This window comes from Caulobacter sp. GW821-FHT10A10 (assembly GCF_059415745.1).
Genome location: NZ_JBWKNV010000002.1, coordinates 355,904 through 376,433, shown reverse-complemented (window position 1 = coordinate 376,433; position 20,530 = coordinate 355,904). Strand labels below are relative to the sequence as shown.

13 protein-coding genes and 1 pseudogene are annotated in these 20,530 nt (G+C 69.5%); 10 read left to right on the top strand and 4 right to left on the bottom strand.

Going from position 1 to position 20,530, the window contains the following annotated elements; all coding sequences use genetic code 11:
* Window positions 1-52: 52 nt before the first annotated feature.
* Window positions 53-1,024 carry a complex I NDUFA9 subunit family protein gene (locus AC07NS_RS06610; RefSeq protein ID WP_494602325.1) on the top strand — a complete coding sequence of 324 codons (972 nt, stop codon included), beginning with the start codon at window positions 53-55 and terminating at the stop codon, window positions 1,022-1,024.
* Window positions 1,025-1,029: 5 nt separating this feature from the next.
* Here the strand turns inward: AC07NS_RS06610 and AC07NS_RS06605 are convergent, their stop codons facing one another.
* On the bottom strand, window positions 1,030-1,671 hold the full coding sequence (locus tag AC07NS_RS06605) for a hypothetical protein (RefSeq protein WP_494602324.1): 642 nt from the start codon (window positions 1,669-1,671) through the stop codon (window positions 1,030-1,032).
* Between the two features lie 67 nt (window positions 1,672-1,738).
* On the bottom strand, window positions 1,739-2,548 hold the full coding sequence (locus AC07NS_RS06600; protein ID WP_494602323.1) for an undecaprenyl-diphosphate phosphatase: 810 nt from the start codon (window positions 2,546-2,548) through the stop codon (window positions 1,739-1,741).
* Between the two features lie 244 nt (window positions 2,549-2,792).
* Here AC07NS_RS06600 and AC07NS_RS06595 point away from each other — a divergent pair, with 244 nt between their 5' ends.
* The 3 genes from AC07NS_RS06595 (at window position 2,793) to AC07NS_RS06585 (ending at window position 9,995) form a co-directional block, all read left to right on the top strand.
* The gene (locus AC07NS_RS06595) at window positions 2,793-4,238 is read left to right on the top strand and encodes an NAD(P)-dependent oxidoreductase (RefSeq protein ID WP_494602322.1); all 1,446 of its coding nucleotides are present in this window, start codon (window positions 2,793-2,795) and stop codon (window positions 4,236-4,238) included.
* Between the two features lie 18 nt (window positions 4,239-4,256).
* Window positions 4,257-8,780, top strand: coding sequence for a glutamate synthase large subunit (gltB, locus tag AC07NS_RS06590; protein ID WP_494602321.1), 4,524 nt, complete (start codon window positions 4,257-4,259; stop codon window positions 8,778-8,780).
* 186 nt (window positions 8,781-8,966) lie between these two features.
* Window positions 8,967-9,995, top strand: a complete 1,029-nt coding sequence (locus AC07NS_RS06585) for a nucleoside hydrolase (RefSeq protein ID WP_494602320.1) — start codon at window positions 8,967-8,969, stop codon at window positions 9,993-9,995.
* Here AC07NS_RS06585 and AC07NS_RS06580 read toward each other — a convergent pair.
* Window positions 9,992-10,576: a hypothetical protein gene (locus tag AC07NS_RS06580; protein ID WP_494602319.1), complete on the bottom strand. Its 585-nt coding sequence runs from the start codon at window positions 10,574-10,576 to the stop codon at window positions 9,992-9,994. The genes AC07NS_RS06585 and AC07NS_RS06580 overlap by 4 nt on opposite strands.
* Window positions 10,577-10,615: 39 nt before the next feature.
* Window positions 10,616-11,758, bottom strand: a complete 1,143-nt coding sequence (locus AC07NS_RS06575) for a citrate/2-methylcitrate synthase (RefSeq protein WP_494602318.1) — start codon at window positions 11,756-11,758, stop codon at window positions 10,616-10,618.
* 75 nt (window positions 11,759-11,833) lie between these two features.
* On the opposite strand from AC07NS_RS06575, the gene AC07NS_RS06570 reads away from it, so the two are divergent.
* The 6 genes and pseudogenes from AC07NS_RS06570 to queG form a co-directional block, all read left to right on the top strand.
* Window positions 11,834-12,928, top strand: a complete 1,095-nt coding sequence (locus tag AC07NS_RS06570; RefSeq protein ID WP_494602317.1) for a citrate synthase/methylcitrate synthase — start codon at window positions 11,834-11,836, stop codon at window positions 12,926-12,928.
* Window positions 12,929-13,067: 139 nt separating this feature from the next.
* Window positions 13,068-15,956, top strand: a complete 2,889-nt coding sequence (locus tag AC07NS_RS06565; protein WP_494602832.1) for a TonB-dependent receptor domain-containing protein — start codon at window positions 13,068-13,070, stop codon at window positions 15,954-15,956.
* A 48-nt stretch (window positions 15,957-16,004) separates the two neighbouring features.
* Window positions 16,005-16,898, top strand: a complete 894-nt coding sequence (locus tag AC07NS_RS06560) for a cation diffusion facilitator family transporter (RefSeq protein ID WP_494602315.1) — start codon at window positions 16,005-16,007, stop codon at window positions 16,896-16,898.
* A 204-nt stretch (window positions 16,899-17,102) separates the two neighbouring features.
* The gene (gene rfaE1, locus AC07NS_RS06555; protein WP_494602313.1) at window positions 17,103-18,557 is read left to right on the top strand and encodes a D-glycero-beta-D-manno-heptose-7-phosphate kinase; all 1,455 of its coding nucleotides are present in this window, start codon (window positions 17,103-17,105) and stop codon (window positions 18,555-18,557) included.
* Window positions 18,558-18,789: 232 nt separating this feature from the next.
* The gene (gene fzlA, locus AC07NS_RS06550) at window positions 18,790-19,476 is read left to right on the top strand and encodes an FtsZ-binding protein FzlA (protein ID WP_494602311.1); all 687 of its coding nucleotides are present in this window, start codon (window positions 18,790-18,792) and stop codon (window positions 19,474-19,476) included.
* Window positions 19,457-20,506: pseudogene (gene queG / locus AC07NS_RS06545) on the top strand (tRNA epoxyqueuosine(34) reductase QueG); the annotation flags it as partial. The gene fzlA and the pseudogene queG, both read left to right, overlap by 20 nt.
* Between the last annotated feature and the right edge of the window lie 24 nt (window positions 20,507-20,530).

Here is a 20,530-nt window from a genome sequence, read left to right as displayed (position 1 = left end):
ACATCCCCAGGCTCGTCTAATCCCCCCTTCATCGCAGCGACGAGGAATGAAGATGCAGGGTCTGGTCACGGTGTTCGGCGGCTCGGGCTTCGTAGGAAGCCAGGTGGTGCGCGCCCTCGCCAAGGCGGGCTATCGCGTACGCGTGGCCGTGCGTCAGCCCAATCTGGCCTATCGCATGCGCATGCTGGGCGATGTCGGCCAGATCGAGGTCTTCCAGGCCAATGTGCGCAACGAGGCCTCGGTGGCCCGCGCGCTGGACGGCGCCGAAGCGGCCGTGAACCTGGTGGGCGTGCTTTGGGAAAGCGGCCGCCAGCAGTTCCAGTCGCTGCACGCCATGGGCGCCAAGATCGTGGCCGAGCAGGCCGCCGCCGCCGGCGTCAAGCGTCTGGTGCAGGTCTCGGCCATCGGCGCCAACGCCGAATCGGACAGCAAGTACGCTCGCACCAAGGCCGAGGGCGAAGCCGCCGTCCGCGCCGCCTTCCCGACCGCCACGATCGTGCGTCCGTCGGTGGTGTTCGGTCCCGAGGACAAGTTCTTCAACAAGTTCGGCCAGCTGGCCGCCCTGGCGCCCGCTCTGCCGCTGGTCGGCGGCGGCCAGACCAAGTTCCAGCCGGTGTTCGTCGGCGACGTCGCCGCCGCGATCGCCAAGATCATCGCCACGCCGGGCGCGGCGGGCCAGACCTTCGAGCTGGGCGGCCCGACCGTCTACAGCTTCAAGGAGGTGCTGGAGTTCGTGCTGACCGAGACCGGCCGCGCCCGCGTGCTGGCGCCCCTGCCCTGGCCGCTGGCCGGCGTCGTGGGCAAGCTGGGCGACATCCAGGCCTCGCTGCTGCCGCTGGCCCCGCCGCTGACCACCGACCAGGTGGCCCTGCTGAAGGCCGGCGACAACGTCGTCGCGCCGGGCGCCAAGGGCCTGGCCGACCTCGGCGTGGTCCCTACCGCCGTCGAGGCCGTGGTTCCGTCCTATCTCTACCGCTACCGCAAGGGCGGCCAGTACGCCCCGACCCCGGCCGGCGCGTTCTGATCTACTCAGCCATTGGTAGCTGAAAACATATCCGAAATGGGGACGGGCGGCATTTCGGCGACGGCGCGCAATTTTGCCTGCCGCGCCGTCGCTCGCTCGTGAATTCCTGCCAGAGCTGCCGCGGCACCATTGAGCTTGTTGGGAAGAGCGCCCCTAGCAAGCTCAATGGGTGCATCCGGCGCTATAAGCGAAATCGCTTGATCAACCTGACCAACGACCGCCTCGATCGTAGAATGAACCCTCAATAAATCTTGCACGAGAACATAATCGGATAGATGTCGCGCAATATAATGCTCGACAATGCGCTCTGCCCACACAAGTCTCAGCTTTATAGATCTGAGTGCGTCAACGTTTGCGGCACTCCCAGCTTCGCTTGATGTAACCACGAGCGTTGCGTATGTTTCTTGTATTGCTACGGTAGCCCCCAGCAAATCTTTTGCCTCAGCATGGTCAGCTAAGCGCCGATCATCTTTAGACTGCTGTCGTTGAACGCGAAAAGCTGCCCATACGACCAAGGCATTCACTGCCGCTCCCACGGCAGCTACAACCACACTACACCACGCGACCACTACCGCGTCCTTGGCAGCCGCCACCGCTGCCCAAGCTGCATGGGCTTGATTTATTGCTACGGGATCAGGAGCGGCCACAGAAAATCAATCCTCGCGCTTGCGGCTACCAGATATGTCCAATCCACCAAGCCACTCCACTTAAACGTCAGCGCGGGAAGTAGATGAACGCCAGGCCGGCGATCCCGGCGACGATGCGCCACCAGGCGAAGGGCGCGAAGCCGCGCTTGCCGATGAAGTCGATCATGTACTTCACCACCACCAGGCCCGACAGGAACGACACGACAAAGCCGATGCCGATGATGCCGAACTGGCTGGCGTCGATATCCTTGTAGCTCTTGATCAGGTCCAGGCCGAAGGCGCCGACCATGATCGGGATGGCCATGAAGAACGAGAACTCGGCGGCGGCCTTGCGCTCGACGCCCAGCAGCATCGAGCCGACGATGGTCGAGCCCGAGCGCGACACGCCCGGCAGCAGCGACAGGCACTGGAACAGGCCGATGAAGAAGGCCGTCTTCAGGGACAGCTTCATGCCGTCGTGCTCGCGAGCCGGCGGGGCCTTCTTGTCGACGATCAGCAGCAGGATCCCGCCGATGATCAGCGACACGCAGATCACCTGCGGCAGGAACGGGTTCTCGAAGAAGTGCTTGATGACGCCGTGCAGGGCCAGGCCCGCGGCGAAGGCCGGGATGCAGCCGATGATGACGCTGAGCGCGAACCGCCGCGCTTCCGGCTTGGTCGGCAGACCCACGACCACGCCCCACAGGCGCTGGAAGTAGAGCGCCACCACCGCCAGCACGGCGCCCAGCTGGATCAGCACGACGAAGGTGTCCCAAGGCGTCGCCGGCAGCATCATCGCCTTGGCCGCCAGCAGCAGGTGTCCGGTCGACGAGACGGGAATGAACTCCGTCAGGCCCTCGATCAGGCCCAGCACGATCGCGATCAGCCAATCCGGCATGTCATTCCCTTGTGAAACAAGCTCTTGCGAGTGGAAACGGGCGTGCGCCCGACACGGTAAAGAAAGGGTTTATCCATAAAGTGGACCATTTGAAGGCATAGATGCGAGTCGATCGCAATGACCCTGGCGTCATCACGGATATATTTGTCCAAAGATTTGACCACCGCATTCTTATTGCCCGGGAGAGTCCGTATGAGGCCCTCGAAAGCAAATTTTTCCCCGGCATCGGGGGCGAGGGAAGCGCATGGCCGAGCGCATGTTGAAATTCACGACCGTCTCGCGTCGCACGCCTGAAAAGCGGGCGGCCGAAGAGCGTAACGGCGACTTTCACGAGATCTACGCCGACTTCATCGACGCGAAAGCGACCGAGCAGGCCTCGCGCTGCTCGCAATGCGGCGTGCCCTACTGCCAAACCCACTGCCCGTTGCACAACAACATCCCCGACTGGCTGCGGATGACCGCCGAAGGCCGGCTGGAGGAAGCCTACGCCCTGTCGCAGGCCACCAACTCCATGCCGGAAGTCTGCGGCCGCATCTGCCCGCAGGACCGCCTCTGCGAAGGCAACTGCGTCATAGAGCAGTCGGGTCACGGCACCGTGACGATCGGCTCGGTCGAACGCTACCTGACCGACAAGGCCTGGGAGAACGGCTGGGTGAAGCCGCTGGCCGCCAAGGCCGACCGCGGCCAGTCGGTCGGTATCGTCGGCGCCGGCCCGGCCGGCCTGGCCGCGGCCGAGAAGCTGCGCGAGGAAGGCTACGCCGTCACCGTCTACGACCGTCACGACCGCGCCGGCGGCCTGCTGATCTACGGCATCCCCGGCTTCAAGCTGGAAAAGGACGTCGTCGAGCGCCGCACCCAGCGCCTGGCCGACGGCGGCGTGGTGTTCAAGCTCGGCTTCGAGGTCGGCAAGGACGCCAGCCTGGAAGACCTGCGCGCCGAGCATGACGCGGTGCTGATCGCCGTCGGCGTCTACGCCGCGCGCGACCTGACCGTGCCCGGCGGCGGCGACAAGGGCGTGGTGCCCGCGCTCGACTACCTGATCGCCTCGAACAAGAAGACCCTGGGCGACGACGTCCCGGCCTATGACAGCGGCGAACTCAATGCCGAAGGCAAGGACGTGGTCGTGGTCGGCGGCGGCGACACCGCCATGGACTGCGTGCGCACGGCCATCCGCCAGGGCGCGACCTCGGTCACCTGCCTCTATCGCCGCGACAAGGCCAACATGCCCGGCTCCCTCCGGGAAGTGGCCAACGCCGAGGAAGAAGGCGTCACCTTCGAGTGGCTGGCCGCCCCGCGCGCCCTGTCGGGCGATGCGAACGCCGTGACCGGCGTGCGCGCCATCCGCATGCGCCTGGGCGCTCCGGACGCCTCGGGCCGCCGCAGCCCCGAAGAGATCCCCGGCGGCGACTTCGACCGTCCGGCCCAGCTGGTGGTCAAGGCCCTGGGCTTCGAGCCCGAGAACCTGCCGGAACTGTGGGACGCCCCCGACCTGAAGACCACCCGCTGGGGCACGGTCAAGGCGGACGTGCGCCACCAGATGACCAATCTCGACGGCGTGTTCGCCGCCGGCGACATCGTCCGCGGCGCCTCGCTGGTGGTGTGGGCGATCAAGGACGGCCGCGACGCCGCCGCCGCCATGCACCGCTACCTGAAGGCCAAGGCGGCCGCGACCCTGATCGCGGCTGAGTAAGAGGAAAGAGATCAGACCATGAGCCAGATCGACCTCTATCTGAAGAACCGCCAGGCCCTCATCGACGGCCACGCCTACGACCCGACCACCGAGCGCGACGCCTGCGGCGTCGGCCTGGTCTGCGCCATCGACGGCCAGCCGCGCCGCGAGGTCGTCGAACTGGCGATCAAGGCCCTCAAGGCCCTGTGGCACCGCGGGGCGGTGGACGCCGACGGCAAGACCGGCGACGGCGCCGGCGTGCTGGTCAGCGTTCCGCAAGACTTCTTCATCGACCAGGTGCGCCGCACCGGCCACGCCCTGCGTCCCGGCCCCATCGGCGTGGGCCAGGTGTTCCTGCCGCGCACCGACCTGGGCGCCCAGGAAGCCTGCCGCACGATCGTCGAGGCCGAAGCCCTGCGTTTCGGCTTCTACATCTATGGCTGGCGCCAGGTGCCCGTCGACACCTCGGTGATCGGCGAGAAGGCCAACGCCACCCGTCCGGAAATCGAGCAGATCATGCTGGCCCCGCCGGCCGGCCTCGAGGGCGAAGCCCTGGAGCGCGCCCTGTTCCTGTGCCGCAAGCGCATCGAAAAGCGCGTGCACGCCCAGAACATCAGCGACTTCTACATCTGCTCGTTCTCGGCCCGCTCGCTGATCTACAAGGGCATGTTCCTGGCCGAGTCGATCGACGAGTTCTATCCGGACCTGAAGGACGAGCGCTTCGCCGCGGCCGTGGCGATCTTCCACCAGCGGTACTCGACCAACACCTTCCCGCAGTGGCGCCTGGCCCAGCCCTTCCGGATGCTCGCCCACAACGGCGAGATCAACACGATCAAGGGCAACATCAACTGGATGAAGTCCCACGAGATCAAGATGGCGGCCGACGCCTTCGGTGAGTTCGGGGACGACGTGAAGCCGGTGATCCAGCCGGGCGGTTCGGACTCGGCCAGCCTGGACAACACCTTCGAGGTGCTGGTCCGCGCCGGCCGCGACGCGCCGATGGCCAAGGCCCTGCTGGTGCCCGAGGCTTCGAACCCGAACCAGAGCGAAGAGCACAAGGCGCTCTATTCCTACTGCAACGCCGTGATGGAGCCGTGGGACGGTCCGGCCGCCCTGTGCGCCACCGACGGCCGCTGGGTCGTGGCCGGCAAGGACCGCTCGGGCCTGCGCCCGCTGCGCGTCGCCTACACCGACGACGGCCTGGTGATCATGGGCTCGGAAGCCGGCATGTGCGGCGTCGAGGAAAGCCGCATCACCCGCAAGCTGGCCATCGCGCCGGGCCGGATGATCGCCATCGACCTGGCCGAGGGCAAGCTCTACGGCGAGGACGAGATCGTCGACGAACTGGCCGGCCGCCACCCCTACACCGAGTGGCTGGGCAACATGGTCGATCTCGAAAAGGAGATCGCGCCCGGTCCCGAGCCGCGCAAGTTCGGCCGTGAGGAGCTGACCCGTCGCCAGGCCGCCGCCGGCTTCAGCCTGGAAGACCTGGAGATGATCCTGGCTCCCATGGTCGAGGACGGCAAGGAAGCCGTCGGCTCGATGGGCGACGACACCCCGCTGGCGGTGCTGTCGGAGAAGTACCGTCCGCTGTCGCACTACTTCCGCCAGAACTTCAGCCAGGTGACCAACCCGCCGATCGACCCCCTGCGGGAGACCGGCGTCATGAGCCTGAAGACCCGCTTCAAGAACCTCGGCAACATCCTGGCCCAGGACGCCGCGCAAGCGGATGTGTACGTGCTGGAAAGCCCGGTGCTGACCACCGGCATGTACATCCGCATCCACGAGCTGCTGGGTGAGAAGAACGTCGCGGTCATCGACTGCACCATGCCGCTGCCGGCCGAAGAGGCCCGGGCGGGCGACGCCCTGCGCGCCAACCTCGATCGCATCCGCGCCGAGGCCGAGGACGCCGTGCTGCGCGGCTGCGGCGCCATCGTCCTGACCGACGAGGCCAGCGACGCGACCCGCGTCGGCCTGCCGATGATCCTGGCCACCGGCGGCGTGCACGCCCACCTGGTCGGCAAGGGCCTGCGGTCGTACGTTTCGCTGATCGTCCGCTCGGCCGAGTGCCTCGACACGCACTATTTCGCGGTGCTGGTCGGCGTCGGCGCCACGGCGGTCAACGCCTACCTCGCCCAGGAAAGCTTCCAGGATCGCCTGGAGCGCGGCCTGGTGGGCGACAAGACGCTGCGCGACGTCTGCATCAACTTCAAGACGTCCATCGAGGGCGGCCTGCTGAAGATCATCTCCAAGATGGGCATCAGCGTCATCTCCTCGTACCGCGGCGGCTACAACTTCGAAGCCGTCGGCCTGTCGCGCGCCCTGGCCGCCGAGTTCTTCCCGGGCATGCCCTCGCGCATCTCGGGCATCGGCCTGGCGGGCATCGAGACCAAGACCGTCGAGCTGCACCGCAAGGCCTGGGAGAGCGCGGCCGTCACCCTGCCGGTCGGCGGCCTCTACAAGTCGCGCCGCTCGGGCGAGGCCCACGCCTTCGAAGCCCGCCTGATGCACACCCTGCAGACGGCGTGCGACACCGGCGACTACGAGCTCTATCGCCGCTGGTCGTCGGGCCTGCGCACCCAGAAGCCGATCCAGCTGCGCGACCTGCTGGACTGGCGCTCGGACCGCAACCCGATCTCGACCGACGACGTCGAGAGCGTCAACGAGATCCGCAAGCGTTTCGTCACCCCGGGCATGAGCCTGGGCGCCCTGAGCCCCGAGGCCCACGGCGCGCTGAACATCGCCATGAACCGCATCGGGGCCAAGTCGGTCTCGGGCGAGGGCGGCGAGGACAGCGCCCGCTACAAGCCCCTGCCCAACGGCGACAACCCCAACAGCGCCATCAAGCAGGTCGCTTCGGGCCGGTTCGGCGTCACCGCCGAATATCTGAACCAGTGCGTCGAACTGGAGATCAAGGTCGCCCAGGGCGCCAAGCCGGGTGAAGGCGGGCAGCTGCCCGGCTTCAAGGTCACCGAGATGATCGCCCGCCTGCGTCACTCGACGCCGGGCGTGATGCTGATCAGCCCGCCGCCGCACCACGACATCTATTCGATCGAGGACCTGGCGCAGCTCATCTACGACCTGAAGCAGATCAACCCGGTCGCCCGGGTCACGGTGAAGCTGGTCGCGGCCACCGGCATCGGCGCCATCGCCGCCGGTGTCGCCAAGGCGAAAGCGGACGTGATCCTGGTCGCCGGCGGCGTCGGCGGCACGGGCGCCTCGCCCCAGACCTCGGTGAAGTACGCCGGCGGTCCGTGGGAGATGGGCCTGTCGGAAGCCAACCAGGTGCTGACGCTGAACAACCTGCGCCACTCCGTGGTCCTGCGGGCCGACGGCGGCATGCGCACGGGCCGCGACATCGTCATCGCCGCCATGATGGGCGCCGAGGAGTTCGGCATCGGCACCGCCTCGCTGGTGGCGATGGGCTGCATCATGGTGCGCCAGTGCCACTCCAACACCTGCCCCGTCGGCGTGTGCACCCAGGACGAGAAGCTGCGCGCCAAGTTCACCGGCACGCCGGACAAGGTCGTCAACCTCTTCACCTTCGTGGCCGAGGAAGTTCGCGAGATCCTGGCGGGCCTGGGCTTCAAGAGCCTGCAAGAGATCGTCGGCCGCACCGACCTGCTGGCGCAGGTTTCGCGCGGCGGCGAGCACCTCGACGACCTCGACCTGAACCCGCTGCTGGTTCGCGCCGACCCCGGCGCCAACAAGCCGTACAACACGGTCGTCGGCCGCAACGCGGTGCCGGACACGCTGGACGCCCAGATCGTCCGCGACGCCGCTCCGCTGCTGGAGCGCGGCGAGAAGATGCAGCTGACCTACACGGTCCGCAGCACGGCGCGCACCATCGGCACCCGCACCTCGAGCCACATCGTCCGCAAGTTCGGCATGAAGGGCCTGCCCGCCGGCCACCTGACCGTCCAGCTCAAGGGCTCGGCCGGCCAGAGCCTGGGCGCCTTCGCGGTGCAGGGCCTGCGCATCGAGCTGACCGGCGAGGCCAACGACTATGTCGGCAAGGGCCTGTCGGGCGCGACGATCGTCATCAAGCCGCCGCGCGGCCTGGCGGCGCCGGAGACCAACACCCTGCTGGGCAACACCGTGCTGTTCGGCGCCACCGCGGGCCGGCTGTTCGCGGCCGGCCAGGCCGGCGAGCGCTTCGCCGTCCGCAATTCGGGCGCCACCACGGTGGTCGAGGGCTGCGGGACCAACGGCTGCGAATACATGACCGGCGGCCAGGTGGTGATCCTGGGTCCGACGGGCGGCAACTTCGGGGCCGGCATGACCGGCGGCATGGCCTTCGTGTTCGACCAGCACGACCGCTTCCAGGCCAACATCAACCCCGAAAGCATCATCGTGCAGCGCCTGGCCTCGCCCTATTGGGAAGGCGTGCTGCGCTCGCTGATCGCCGAGCACGCCCGCGAGACGGACTCGGCCTTCGCCGAGAGCCTGCTGCGCGATTGGGACCGCACCCGCGACCTCTTCTGGCAGGTCTGCCCGAAGGAAATGATCAACCGCCTGCCGCAACCGCTGGCGGCCGAGGAAGCCGTGCACGAGCGGGCGTAAAGCCGGCTCGCCCACGAGATCCGTCGCCTTCTTCCGGGGCGACGGCGGGCGGCGCGCCTCCCAGCCCGCCGCACGACGAGGGGAACGCTCCGGCCCGAGCGTTCCCCTTTGTCGTTTCCGGCGCTTGCCGCGAGCGCGACGGACTGCTGATCTGGCCGCGCCCCTCCTCGCGTCCCGGATCGTCCAGTGAGCTTTCAGAACAAGACCACCACCCCCTCCCGGCGCGGACTGATGGCCGGCGGCGCGGCCCTGCTCGGCGCGGCGGCGCTCGGCGGAGAGGCGTCGGCGCTGACAGCGCGACCGCGCCTGCGGGTGATCCTGGACAACGACTTCTCCGGCGATCCGGACGGCCTGTTCCAGCTGGCCCACCACCTGGCCTCGCCGTCGGTGGAGATCCCGCTGATCGTCGGCTCGCACATCCATGTGAACGACTTCCTCGACGGCTCGACCACCCAGGCCAACAACGCCGTGGCCCAGGTGCGCGCGATCTACGAGCGCATGAAGCTCTCCCGGACGCCGCCGGTGATCGCCGGCCGCAACGCCGCTCCGCTTCCCGGCGCGCCGCCCGAGGCGACCCCGGCCGTCAGGGCGATCATCGCCGAGGCGCTGCGAGAGGATAAAAGGCTGCTGTTCTATTGCGCGGGCGCCGGGCTGACGGATCTTGCAGAAGCCCTGCGGCTGGAACCGAAGATCGCGCCGCGCCTGAAGCTGGTCTGGATCGGCGGCCACGAGCACGACGACCTGCTGCCCGGCGTGCCGCCACGCAAGGACGCCGAATACAACGCCACCATCGACCTGGCGGCCGTGCAGACCGTTTTCAACGACTCCGCCATCGAGATCTGGCAGGTCCCGCGCAACGTCTACCGCCAGCTGATGATCAGCCACGCCGAGCTCACCGCCGGCCTGAAGCCGGCCGGGACGCTGGGGACCTATCTTCTGGACCAGCTGGAACGCGTGGTCTCCACGCCCAAGATCGCTCTGGGCGAGACCTACATCCTCGGCGACAGCCCGCTGGTCACCCTGACGGCCCTGCAGTCGTCTTTCGAGCCCGACAGCGCCTCCAGCGCCTATGTCGTGCGCCCCACGCCGCGCGTCGTCGCCCGGGCCCAGTATGAGGCGAACCCGAACGGCCGGCCGATGCGGGTCTATACGACCATCGACACCCGCCTGACCTTCGCCGACATGTTCGCCAAGTTCGCGCTGGCGGGGCGCTAATCCGGTTCGGACGCGATGTCGGCCCAGCACCAGGCGTCGACCACCGGCTCGTCGCCCGCCTCTTCCAGAACCCCCAACAGCCGGTTTGCCGCCGAAAGGTCGGCGCGGTCGAACAGGGGGCGGCCGAAACGCGGCTCCAGGGCCTGGATCCAGGGCTCGACGTGGTTGCAGGCCCGCACCAGGTTGCTGACTAGCCGATAGGGCGAGGCGATCACGCCGCCGGCGACGCGGGCTTCGCTCAGACGCGCGCGGGCCTCGGCCAGCTGGGCGTGGAAATAGCCGACCCGATCGACGGCGCCGCCCGGCAGCCGGCCAAGACGGCCCGCGGCGGCAGGATAGATCAACGGCGCTGACAATCGCCAGCGAGCGAAGAACGCTTCGTTCAGCGCCAAGCCCAGGCCCTCGGCGTGGAGACGCGCCAGCTCGCCGGCCAGCAGCGCCGCCTGCCGCTGCAATCCGACGACCTCGGGATAGAGCGCTCGTTCCAGAGCGCGGCGTTCGGACCGCTGTCGCCACCAGACGCAGGCGACGCCCGTGACGACGATCGCGACGACGATCAGCAGGGTCTGGAGAAGGGTCATGCGATCGGTCTCCTCGCGGCGGATCCCTCGATATAGGCGCTAGCCGACCTCCGGCCCCACATACCGCGCCCGGGGACGGATCAGCCGCCCCGTTTTCGACTGCTCCAGGGCGTGGGCCAGCCAGCCCGCCGTGCGGCCGACGGCGAACAGGGCGAAGGGGGCGTCTTCGGGCAGCTTCAGGGTCCGGGCCAGGGCGACCAGAGCAAAGTCGATATTGGCCGCCTGGCCGGTCGCCCCGACCACCGCCGCATGCAGCGCGGCCATGTCGGGCGAAGGCTCGAAGGCCGCCAGCAGCGCCGCCGCGCGCGGGTCGCCGTCGGGATAGAGTGGATGGCCGAAGCCCGGCAGCGGCGCGCCCTGGTCGAGGCGGACGGCGACGGCGGCCTCGGCCCCTTCGCGTTTCGCCTCGCGCGCCAAGGTCTCGACGCGGGCGGCCATGCCGCCATGCAGCGGTCCCGACAGCGCCGAAAGTCCGGCCAGCGCCGAAGCCGCCAGCGACGCGCCGGTCGAGGCCGCCACCCGGGCGGCGAAGGTCGAGGCGTTCAGTTCATGGTCGGCCAGCAGCACCAGCGCCCGCCGCACCAGGTCGCCGCCGGCCGCATCGAGGTCCCAGGCGGCGGCCAAGCGCTGGTGGATCAGCCCGTCTCCCCTCTCGCCCGCCACGGCGTCGGCGACGAGGTCGAGCAGACCCGCCGCCTCCTGGGCCAGCATCAGCGGCGCGCGGCCACGGGCCGGGCGGTCTTCGCCCGCCCTGGCGGCGAGATCGGCGAACAGCCGGGCGCGGATGGTCGGGGCCTGGCTGGGCGTATGGGTGGAGACCGCCGCCTCGGCCGCGTCGTCGCGCAGCAGCCGGCCGACGGCCTCGAAGCTTTCGGTCCGCGCCAGCTCGGCGGCGTCGCGGCCGCGATACCAGAGGCGCCCCGCCCGCACGGTGGTGATGGCCGAGGCCAGCACCGGCTCGCCCCAGGCGATGGCCGCCGCGGCGACGTCGGCGGCCTTGCGGCCCCGGGCCTTGCGCTTGGCCAGGTTCGCGACGTCGGAGGCGCGATAGAGACTGCGGCGCGGATCCTCGGGATGAGCTTGGGCCTCGATCCGGCCCCGGCTGACATAGGCGTAGAGGGTCTGGGCCCGCACGCCGAGCCGCGCCATCGCCTGATCCGCATCGAGCCAATCGCCCGCCATGGATATTGATTATATTGATCAAGATTGACGATCAAGACGCTCGGACGATCATCAGCGGCGAAAGGAGACCTTCCCATGGTCCAAGTTTCCGCCGGCCTCGAAGGCGTGATCGCCGCCGCCACCGTGCTTTCCGACGTCGACGGCCAGGCCGGCCGCTTGACGATCCGCGGCTGGGCCGTCGAGGATCTGGCCGGCCGCGCCCGCTTCGAGGACGCCGCCCAGCTGCTGTTCGACGGCTTCTTCGACGACCTGCCGACCGACCTGGCCCCTGCCCTCGGCGCGGCGCGCGTGCGGGCCTTCGCCGAGGTCGCCGCGCTGGACGAGGCCCTGGCCGCCCGCGATCCCTACGACGCCATGCGCGCCCTGCTGGCCCGCCTACCCGACGGCGAGACCCTGCACGACGCCCTGGCCCTGGCCGCCGCCCCCGCCGTGTTCACCGCCGCTGTACTGCGTCGCCAGGGCGGCGAGGCGCCGGTCGCGCCCGACCCGTCCCTGCCCCACGCGGCGGACTTCCTGCGGATGATCCGTGGCACGCCCGCCACCGAGGGCGAGGCCCGGGCGCTGGACGCCTATCTGGTCACGGTCTGCGATCACGGCCTCAACGCCTCGACCTTCGCCGCCCGGGTGGCGGCCTCGACGCGGGCGGGCCTGGGCTCGGCGGTGCTGGCGGGGCTCTCGACCCTGAAAGGTCCGCTGCACGGCGGCGCGCCGGGGCCGGTGATCGACATGCTCGACGCCATCGGAACCGCCGACAACGCCGTCGCCTGGCTGGAGGGCGTGCTGGACGCCGGCGAGCGGCTGATGGGCTTTGGCCATCGCATCTATCGTGTCCGCGATCCCCGCGCCGACGCCCTGAAGGCGGCGCTGGCCCGGCTGTCGCGCACCGCCGGCGCCCTGCCCGGACGCCTGGCCCTGGCCGAGGCGGTGGAGCGGGCCGCCCTCGACATCCTGCGCCGGCGCAAGCCCGACCGGCCGCTGGAGACGAATGTCGAGTTCTATACCGCGCTCCTGCTCGAGGCGCTGGGCTTCCCGCCGAAGGCCTTCACCTGCGTGTTCGCCGCCGGACGCACCGTGGGCTGGCTGGCCCATGCCCGCGAGCAGCAGGCCGGCGGCAAACTGATCCGTCCCCAGTCGATCTATGTCGGCCCTCGGCCCAAGGCGGCGGCATGAGGGCGCAGCCAAACCGCGCACGATTGTTGCGAAAGACACACAAAGCCGCGAAACGACGTATCGCCGTTCGACAAACTTGACACATTTTTGACCGCCGATTCACCTTCTGCGCGAGCGAATCCACGACTCAACCTTGACCGTGGGGATATCGCTGCTGGAAGGGCACGGCATGAACCGCATCGGCCAAGGACTTCTTTCGCTATTCCTGACTTCCGTCGCCGCCGCGCCCGTCGCGGCGGCCGCCCAGACCCCGGACGACAACAGCGTCGAGGCCGTGGTCGTCACCGGCTCGCGCATCCGGGTCAGTCCGCTCGACAAGAGCCAGGCCGTCTTCCAGATCGGCCAGGACGACATCGCCAAGACCGGCCTGACCTCGATCGTCGACGTGCTGCAGCGTGTGCCGGCCGCCGGCGGCGGCCTCAATTCGAAGTTCAACAACTCCGGCAACTTCGGCAATCCGCCCGACGGCGGCGGGGTGGGCGCGGGCTCGGCCGAGCTCGACCTGCGCTATCTCGGCTCGCGCCGGGTGCTGGTGCTGGTCGACGGCCAGCGCTGGGTCGGCGGGGCCGCGGCCTCGGGCGTGCCCGGCGTGGTGGACCTCAACACCATCCCCAACGCCATGATCCGCAACGTCGAGATCCTGCAGGAAGGCGCCTCGCCGATCTACGGGTCGGACGCCATCGCCGGGGTGGTCAACATCCTGACCCGCGACCGGCAGCAGGGGCTGGAACTGTCGGCCCAGGTGGGCGGCTACGGTGAAGGCGACGGCTTCGCCCAGGACTACAACGTCTCGTGGGGGGCCTCGGAGGACAAGACCAGCATCGTCGTCGGCGGCGGCTACTTCAAGCAGAAGAGCGTCATGTCGGCCGACCGCGACATCTCGCTGTTCCCCAGCCCCTTCTCGACCTCGTGCCTGGACGGCGGCTGTTCGTCGGGCACGCGGCTGGGCCGGTTCATCGTCAGCGATCCCAATACCGGGCAGGACCTGGACATGACGCTGAAGGCCGCCCTCGGCGTCGGCGTGCGGCCCACCTACAACCCGCTGGACCCCACCGGCGCGTCGAGCAGCTTCAAGAACTTCACCACCGCCGACCGCTTCAACTTCCAGCCCTACAACTACATCGTCACGCCGTCGGAGCGGGTCAGCCTGTTCGGGACCGTGACCCACGACTTCACCGACAGCGTCAAGCTGAAGGTCCGCGCCAGCTACGTGCAGCGCAAGTCGGCCAACCAGGCCGCGCCCCTGCCGCTGTTCGTCGGCCCCGACGCCGGCAACGGCAACCTGCTCGACACCGTCTCGGTCGACGCCACCAACCCCTACAACCCGTTCGGCTTCACCCTGACCAGCGGCACCTACGCCTTCGTCGGCCGTCGCCTGGTCGAGGCAGGCCCCCGCCACTACGCCCAGACGGTCGACACCTGGAACGTCAACGCCAGCCTGTCGGGCGACCTGAAGCTGGGCGAGAAGACCTGGTACTGGGACGTCAACGCCACCGCCTCGCGCAACCACGCCGAACAGAGCTTCACCGGCAACGTCAACGCCGCCCGCGTGCAGCAGGCCCTGGGCCCGTTGTCGGGCTGCACCGGCTCGTGCGTGCCGCTGAACATCTTCGGCGGGGTCGGCTCGATCACCTCGGAGATGCTGGGCTTCATCGGCTTCACCCAGCAGGACGTCTCGCAGCAGGAGCTGCACGACTTCACCGCCAACCTGACCGGCGACCTGTTCGCCCTGCCGGCCGGGCCGCTGGCCTTCGCCGCCGGCTACGAGCATCGCGAGACCAAGGGCTACTTCCAGCCCGACGCCGTGGTCGCCGCCGGCCTGTCGGCCGACATCCCGGCCCAGCCCGCCAAGGGCGAGATCAAGGTCGACGAGGCCTATCTCGAACTGCGCGCGCCGCTGCTGGCCGACCTGCCGCTGGTGCATCGCCTGGAGGTCTCGGCCGCCGGGCGCTGGTTCGACTATTCCACCTCGGGCCGGGACTCGATCTACAAGGCCGGCGTCAACTGGCGACCGGCCGAGGACCTGCTGGTCCGCGCCTCGTGGGGCCAGGGCTTCCGGGCGCCGTCGATCGGCGAGCTGTTCGGCGCGGCCTCGCGCTTCGACCAGGAGATCGTCGATCCCTGCTCGGACATGCTGGGCCTGTCGGGCGGAACCCCGGCCAGCGCCACCGTCCGCGCCAACTGCATCGCCGCCGGGGTGCCGGCCAGCGGCAGCTATGTGCAGCTCAATCCGCAGCTGTCGGTGATCACCAGCGGCAACAACGCCCTCAAGCCCGAGACCAGCGAGAGCAAGAACGTCAGCATCGTCTGGGAGCCCAAGGCGCTGAAGGACGCCAGCTGGGCCAGCAACGGCTCGATCGAGCTGGCCTATTCCGACATCGAGCTGGACTCGGCGATCCAGGCCCTCTCCGGGGAGAGCCTGCTGGCCCGCTGCGCCGAGCTGGCCGACAGCCTGGCCTGCTCGACCATCACCCGCACCGCGTCGGGCCAGGTGGCGGCGATCACCAACCCGCTGATCAACATCGGCGGCATCCAGACCCGGGCCATCGACCTGAACGTGCTGTGGTCGTCGCCGACCTACGACTTCGGGCGCCTGTCGCTGCGCTCCTATTCGACCTTCCTGCTCGAATATACCGAGATCGTGCCGACCGCGACGGGCTTCACCGAGATCCCGCGCGAGGGCACCGAGCGGGGCAGCCCCGACCAGGCCTACCCGAAGACCAAGACCACCCTGACCGTCGACTGGGACCACAAGGCCTGGGGCGCCAGCGCCTCGGCTCGCTACCTGTCGTCGGTCAAGGAGACGGCCGCAGCCGACAACAAGCTGGCCTCACGCACCTATATCGACGCCCAGCTGCGCTGGAAGCCCGCCTTCCTCGGCGAGACCACCGCGGTCGCCTTCGGGGTCAACAACCTGTTCGACAAGGACCCGCCGGGCTGCATCAGCTGCGGCCTCAACAACTACGACCCCAACGCCTATGACGCGCCGGGGCGCTACTTCTACTTCCGCCTGACCTACCGCCAGTAGGGACAGGCGGGGACTGACCTTGGGCGCGGTCGTGTTACAGCTTGGGCCATGACCGCGCCCGCCTCTCCCGCCGAGCTCGCCGCCCTTACTCGAAGAGTGACCGCCCTGTCGGTGGGGACGGCCGCCATACTGATCGTCATCAAGGGCGGCGCTTGGCTGGCCAGCGGCTCGCTGGCCATGCTGGCGTCGCTGGCGGATTCGGGGCTCGACCTCGTGGCCTCGCTGATCACCTTCTACGCCGTGCGCTACGCGGCCGAGCCGCCTGACGCCGAACACCGCTTCGGGCACGGCAAGGCCGAGGCCTTCTCCAGCTTGATCCAGGGCGGTCTGGTCTTCGCCTCGGCGGCCCTGATCGGACGCGAGGCGATCGGCGGCCTGCTGCATCCCAGGCCCGTCGAGCACAGCGTCTGGGGCATTGGCGTGATGATCGTCTCGATCGGCCTGACCCTGGCCCTGATCCGCGCCCAGGCCGCGGTGATGGCCAAGACCCGCTCGGTGGCCGTGGCCGGCGACCACGCCCACTACGCCGCCGACCTGGCGTCCAACGCCGTGACGCTCATAGGCCTCGCCGCCGTCGCCCTGCTGGGCTGGACCTGGGTGGACGCCGCCGCCGGCCTGGCCGTCGCCGCCTGGCTGCTGTGGGGCGCGGTGGGCGTGTTCCGCCAGGCCGCCGACCAACTGATGGACCACGAACTGCCGGTCGAGGAACGCGAGCAGATCCTGGCCCTGCTGGTCGACGACCCCCGCGTCGGCGGCGTGCACCAGCTGCGCACCCGCGCCGCCGGCCCGAACATCCACGTCCAGGGCCACATGGACCTGGCCGCCGGCCAGACCCTGGCCCAGGCCCATGCGGTGATGAGCGCCGCCGAGGACCGCGTGAAGGCGGCCTTCCCGAGCGCGGACGTGCTGCTGCATCCGGATCCGCGAGGGGCGGCCGAGTAGATCCTCCCCCTCTGGGGGAGGTGTCGGCGAAGCCGACGGAGGGGGGTGTGGCGCGAAGCCGGCCAACCGCTCCGAAAGCTGAAAACGTCCCCCCTCCGGCCCTTCGGGCCACCTCCCCCAGAGGGGGAGGATCTTGCGGCCCTCTTGCCCTCTCGCCGCTATGCGCCCAATTAGCGGCCTTCCCTGATCGACGAGCCTTCTTCCATGGACGACACCCTGGCCCGCCTGCCCGACGCCTTCGCCGGCAAGACCGTGCTGGTGCTGGGCGACGTCATGCTCGACCGGTTCGTCTATGGCGCGGTGGACCGCATCTCGCCCGAGGCCCCGGTGGCGGTGATCGCCATCGAGCGCGAAACGACCATGCTGGGCGGGGCCGGCAACGTGGCCCGCAACGTCGCGGCGCTGGGCGGCAAGGCCGTGCTGGCCGGGCTGGTCGGCGACGACGACGCCGGCAAGGCCGTCGCGGCGCTGGTCGAGCGCGAGCCCGGCCTGGAGAGCGCCCTGGCCGTCGATCCTGGCCGCCGCACCACCGAGAAGACCCGCTATGTCGCCGCCTCGCACCAGATGCTGCGCGCCGACCGCGAGGACCGCCATCCGGCCGACCAGGCCCTGGTGCTGGCCGCCTTCGAAAAGGCCCTCCCCGCCGCCGACGTCGTGGTGCTGTCGGACTACGCCAAGGGCGTGCTGACCCCCGAGGTGCTGAAGGCCGCCATCGCCGCCGCCCGCGCCGCCGGCAAGCCGGTGATCGTCGATCCCAAGAGCCGCGACCTCTCGCGCTACGACGGCGCGACGGTGATCAAGCCCAACCGCCGCGAGGCCGCCGAGGCCACGGGCGTGACCGGCGCCGACGACGAGGCCGCCGAGGCCGCCGGCGAGGCGATCCTGGCCGCCGCCCCCAACCTGACCGCCGCCCTGGTCACCCGCGGCGCGGCCGGCATGACCCTGTCGGCCCGCGGCGGCGCCCCCGTGCACCTGCCGGCCAGCGCCCTGGAAGTGTTTGACGTCTCGGGCGCCGGCGACACCGTGGCCGCCACCCTGGCCCTGTCGCTGGCCGCCGGGGCCGACCTGACCGCCGCCTCGCACCTCGCCAACGCCGCCGCCGGCCTGGTGGTGGCCAAGCTGGGCACCGACGTGGTCACCGCCGCCGAACTGAAGGCCGTGCTGTCCGGCGCCCACGGCGATCCCGGCCAGGAGAAGATCGCAGCCCGCGCCCGGATGATGGAGATCGTCGCCGGCTGGCGCGCGCGCGGCCTGAAGGTCGGCTTCACCAACGGCTGTTTCGACCTGCTGCACCCCGGCCACGTCTCGCTGCTGGCCCAGGCGAAGGCCGCCTGCGACCGGCTGGTGCTGGGCCTCAACACCGACGCCTCGGTCCAGCGCCTGAAAGGCCCGACCCGGCCGGTGCAGAAGGAGGACGCCCGCGCCGCCGTGCTGGCCTCGCTGTCGGCCGTCGACCTCGTCACCCTGTTCGACGAGGACACCCCGCTGGAGCTGATCAAGGCCATCAAGCCCGACGTGCTGGTCAAGGGCGCTGACTACACGGTCGAGACCGTGGTGGGCTCGGACGTGGTGCTGGCCAATGGCGGCCGCGTGGTGCTGGCGGATCTGAAGGCGGGCCAGAGCACCACGGCCCTGATCGCGCGGGCGAATACGCCCTGACGAACCTCCCCCCGTGGGGGAGGTGATCGCGAAGCGATCGGTGGGGGGCGTGTTTGCAGAACTGGCGAAGGCCCCGAAAGCTGAAAACTTCCCCCCACCGGCCTTCGGCCGCCTCCCCCATGGGGGGAGGTTCCCGAAAAACGCTCATTCCTCGGAATAGCTCTGCTCCGGCAATATCTTGTTAAGCAAAACGGCGCATCGATCAGACGATGCAGCCTGAACGCATGTGGGCATGAGCGTCGAACGCACCCTTCACCACTTCCCCCTCGACCCGGCCTCCCGCCAGGTTCGCCTCGTGCTGGGCGAAAAGCGGCTGCCGTTCGCCGAGGTGCAGGTGCGCTACTGGGAGTCGCCGCCCGAGTTCACGAGCCTGAACCCGTCGGGCCTGACGCCGGTGCTGGTCGAGACCCGCCACCAGCGCACCGCAGTGGTCTGCGAAAGCCGCGCGATCCTGGAGCACATCGAGGAGCAGGAGCCCGAGCCGGCGCTGCTGGGCCGCGAGGCCGGCGAGCGCGCCGAGGCCCGCCGCCTGATGCAGTGGTTCGACCGCAAGTTCGACAACGAGGTCAACGGCTTCCTGCTGCACGAGAAGATGGAGAAGCGGCTGCTGCGGATGGGCGCGCCCGACCTGTCGTCGCTGCGCCGCGGCCGCGACGCCCTGCGCGACCACCTGGGTTACATGGAAAGCCTGCTGCAGGCCCGCGACTGGCTGGCCGGCCGCCGCATGAGCCTGGGCGATTTCGCCGGCGCCGCGCACCTTTCCGTCATCGACTATTTCGGCGACGTGCCGTGGAAGGACTTCCCGGCGGTGCGCACCTGGTACATGAAGCTGAAATCGAGGCCGTGCTTCAGGCCGATCCTGGCCGACCGCTGGCCCGGCCTCGCGCCGGCCGCGCACTATGACGACCTCGACTTCTGATCTGACTCCCGAAGCCATCAAGGACGAGATCCGTCGCGAAGCCCTCGCCCTGGGCTTCGACGCCTGCGGCTTCGCGTCCGCCGCCGACGCTTGGCCCAACGGCGACTGGCTGCGCCAGTTCGTGGCCGAGGGCCTGCACGGGGCCATGGGCTGGATGGAGGAGACGCTCGAGCGGCGCAGCCACCCCACCGCCATGTGGACCGATGCGCTGAGCGCCGTCGTCCTGGGCGTCAACTACGGCCCCGACATCGACCCGCTGACCCAGCTGGAGCACCCGGACCGCGCCGCCATCAGCGTCTACGCCCAGGGCGACGACTATCACGACGTGGTCAAGAAGCGGCTCAAGCAGCTGGCCGGCTGGATGCACCGGCGCTGGGGCAATGAAGTGAAGGTGTTCGTCGACACCGCCCCGCTGATGGAAAAGCCCCTGGCCCAGCGGGCGGGCCTGGGCTGGCAGGGCAAGCACACCAACCTGGTGTCACGCCAGTTCGGCTCTTGGCTGTTCCTGGGCAGCGTGCTGACCACGCTGGATCTGCCGCCCGACGAGGCCGAGATCGATCGCTGCGGCTCATGCAGCGCCTGCCTGGACATCTGCCCGACGGGCGCCTTCCCCGCGCCGCACCGGCTGGATGCCCGGCGCTGCATCTCCTACCTGACCATCGAGCTGGCCGGCCCGATCCCCCATGAGTTCCGGCCGATGCTGGGCAACCGCATCTACGGCTGCGACGACTGCCTGGCCGCCTGCCCGTGGAACAAGTTCGCCAGCCTGTCGGCCGAGGCCAAGTTCCACGCCCGCGAGACCTTGAAAACCCCGCCTCTGGCGCAACTGGCCGTGCTGGACGACCCGTCGTTCCGGGCCCTCTTCTCCAAGAGCCCGATCAAGCGCATCGGCCGCGACCGCTTCGTGCGCAACGTGCTCTACGCCATCGGCAACAGCGGCGACACGGGCCTGACAGCCGTGGTCGAGCCCCTGCGGACCGATCCCGACGCGACCGTGCGCGACGCCGCCGACTGGGCGGCGTCGCGACTGTCATTGCTCCGGGAGTGAAGCCCG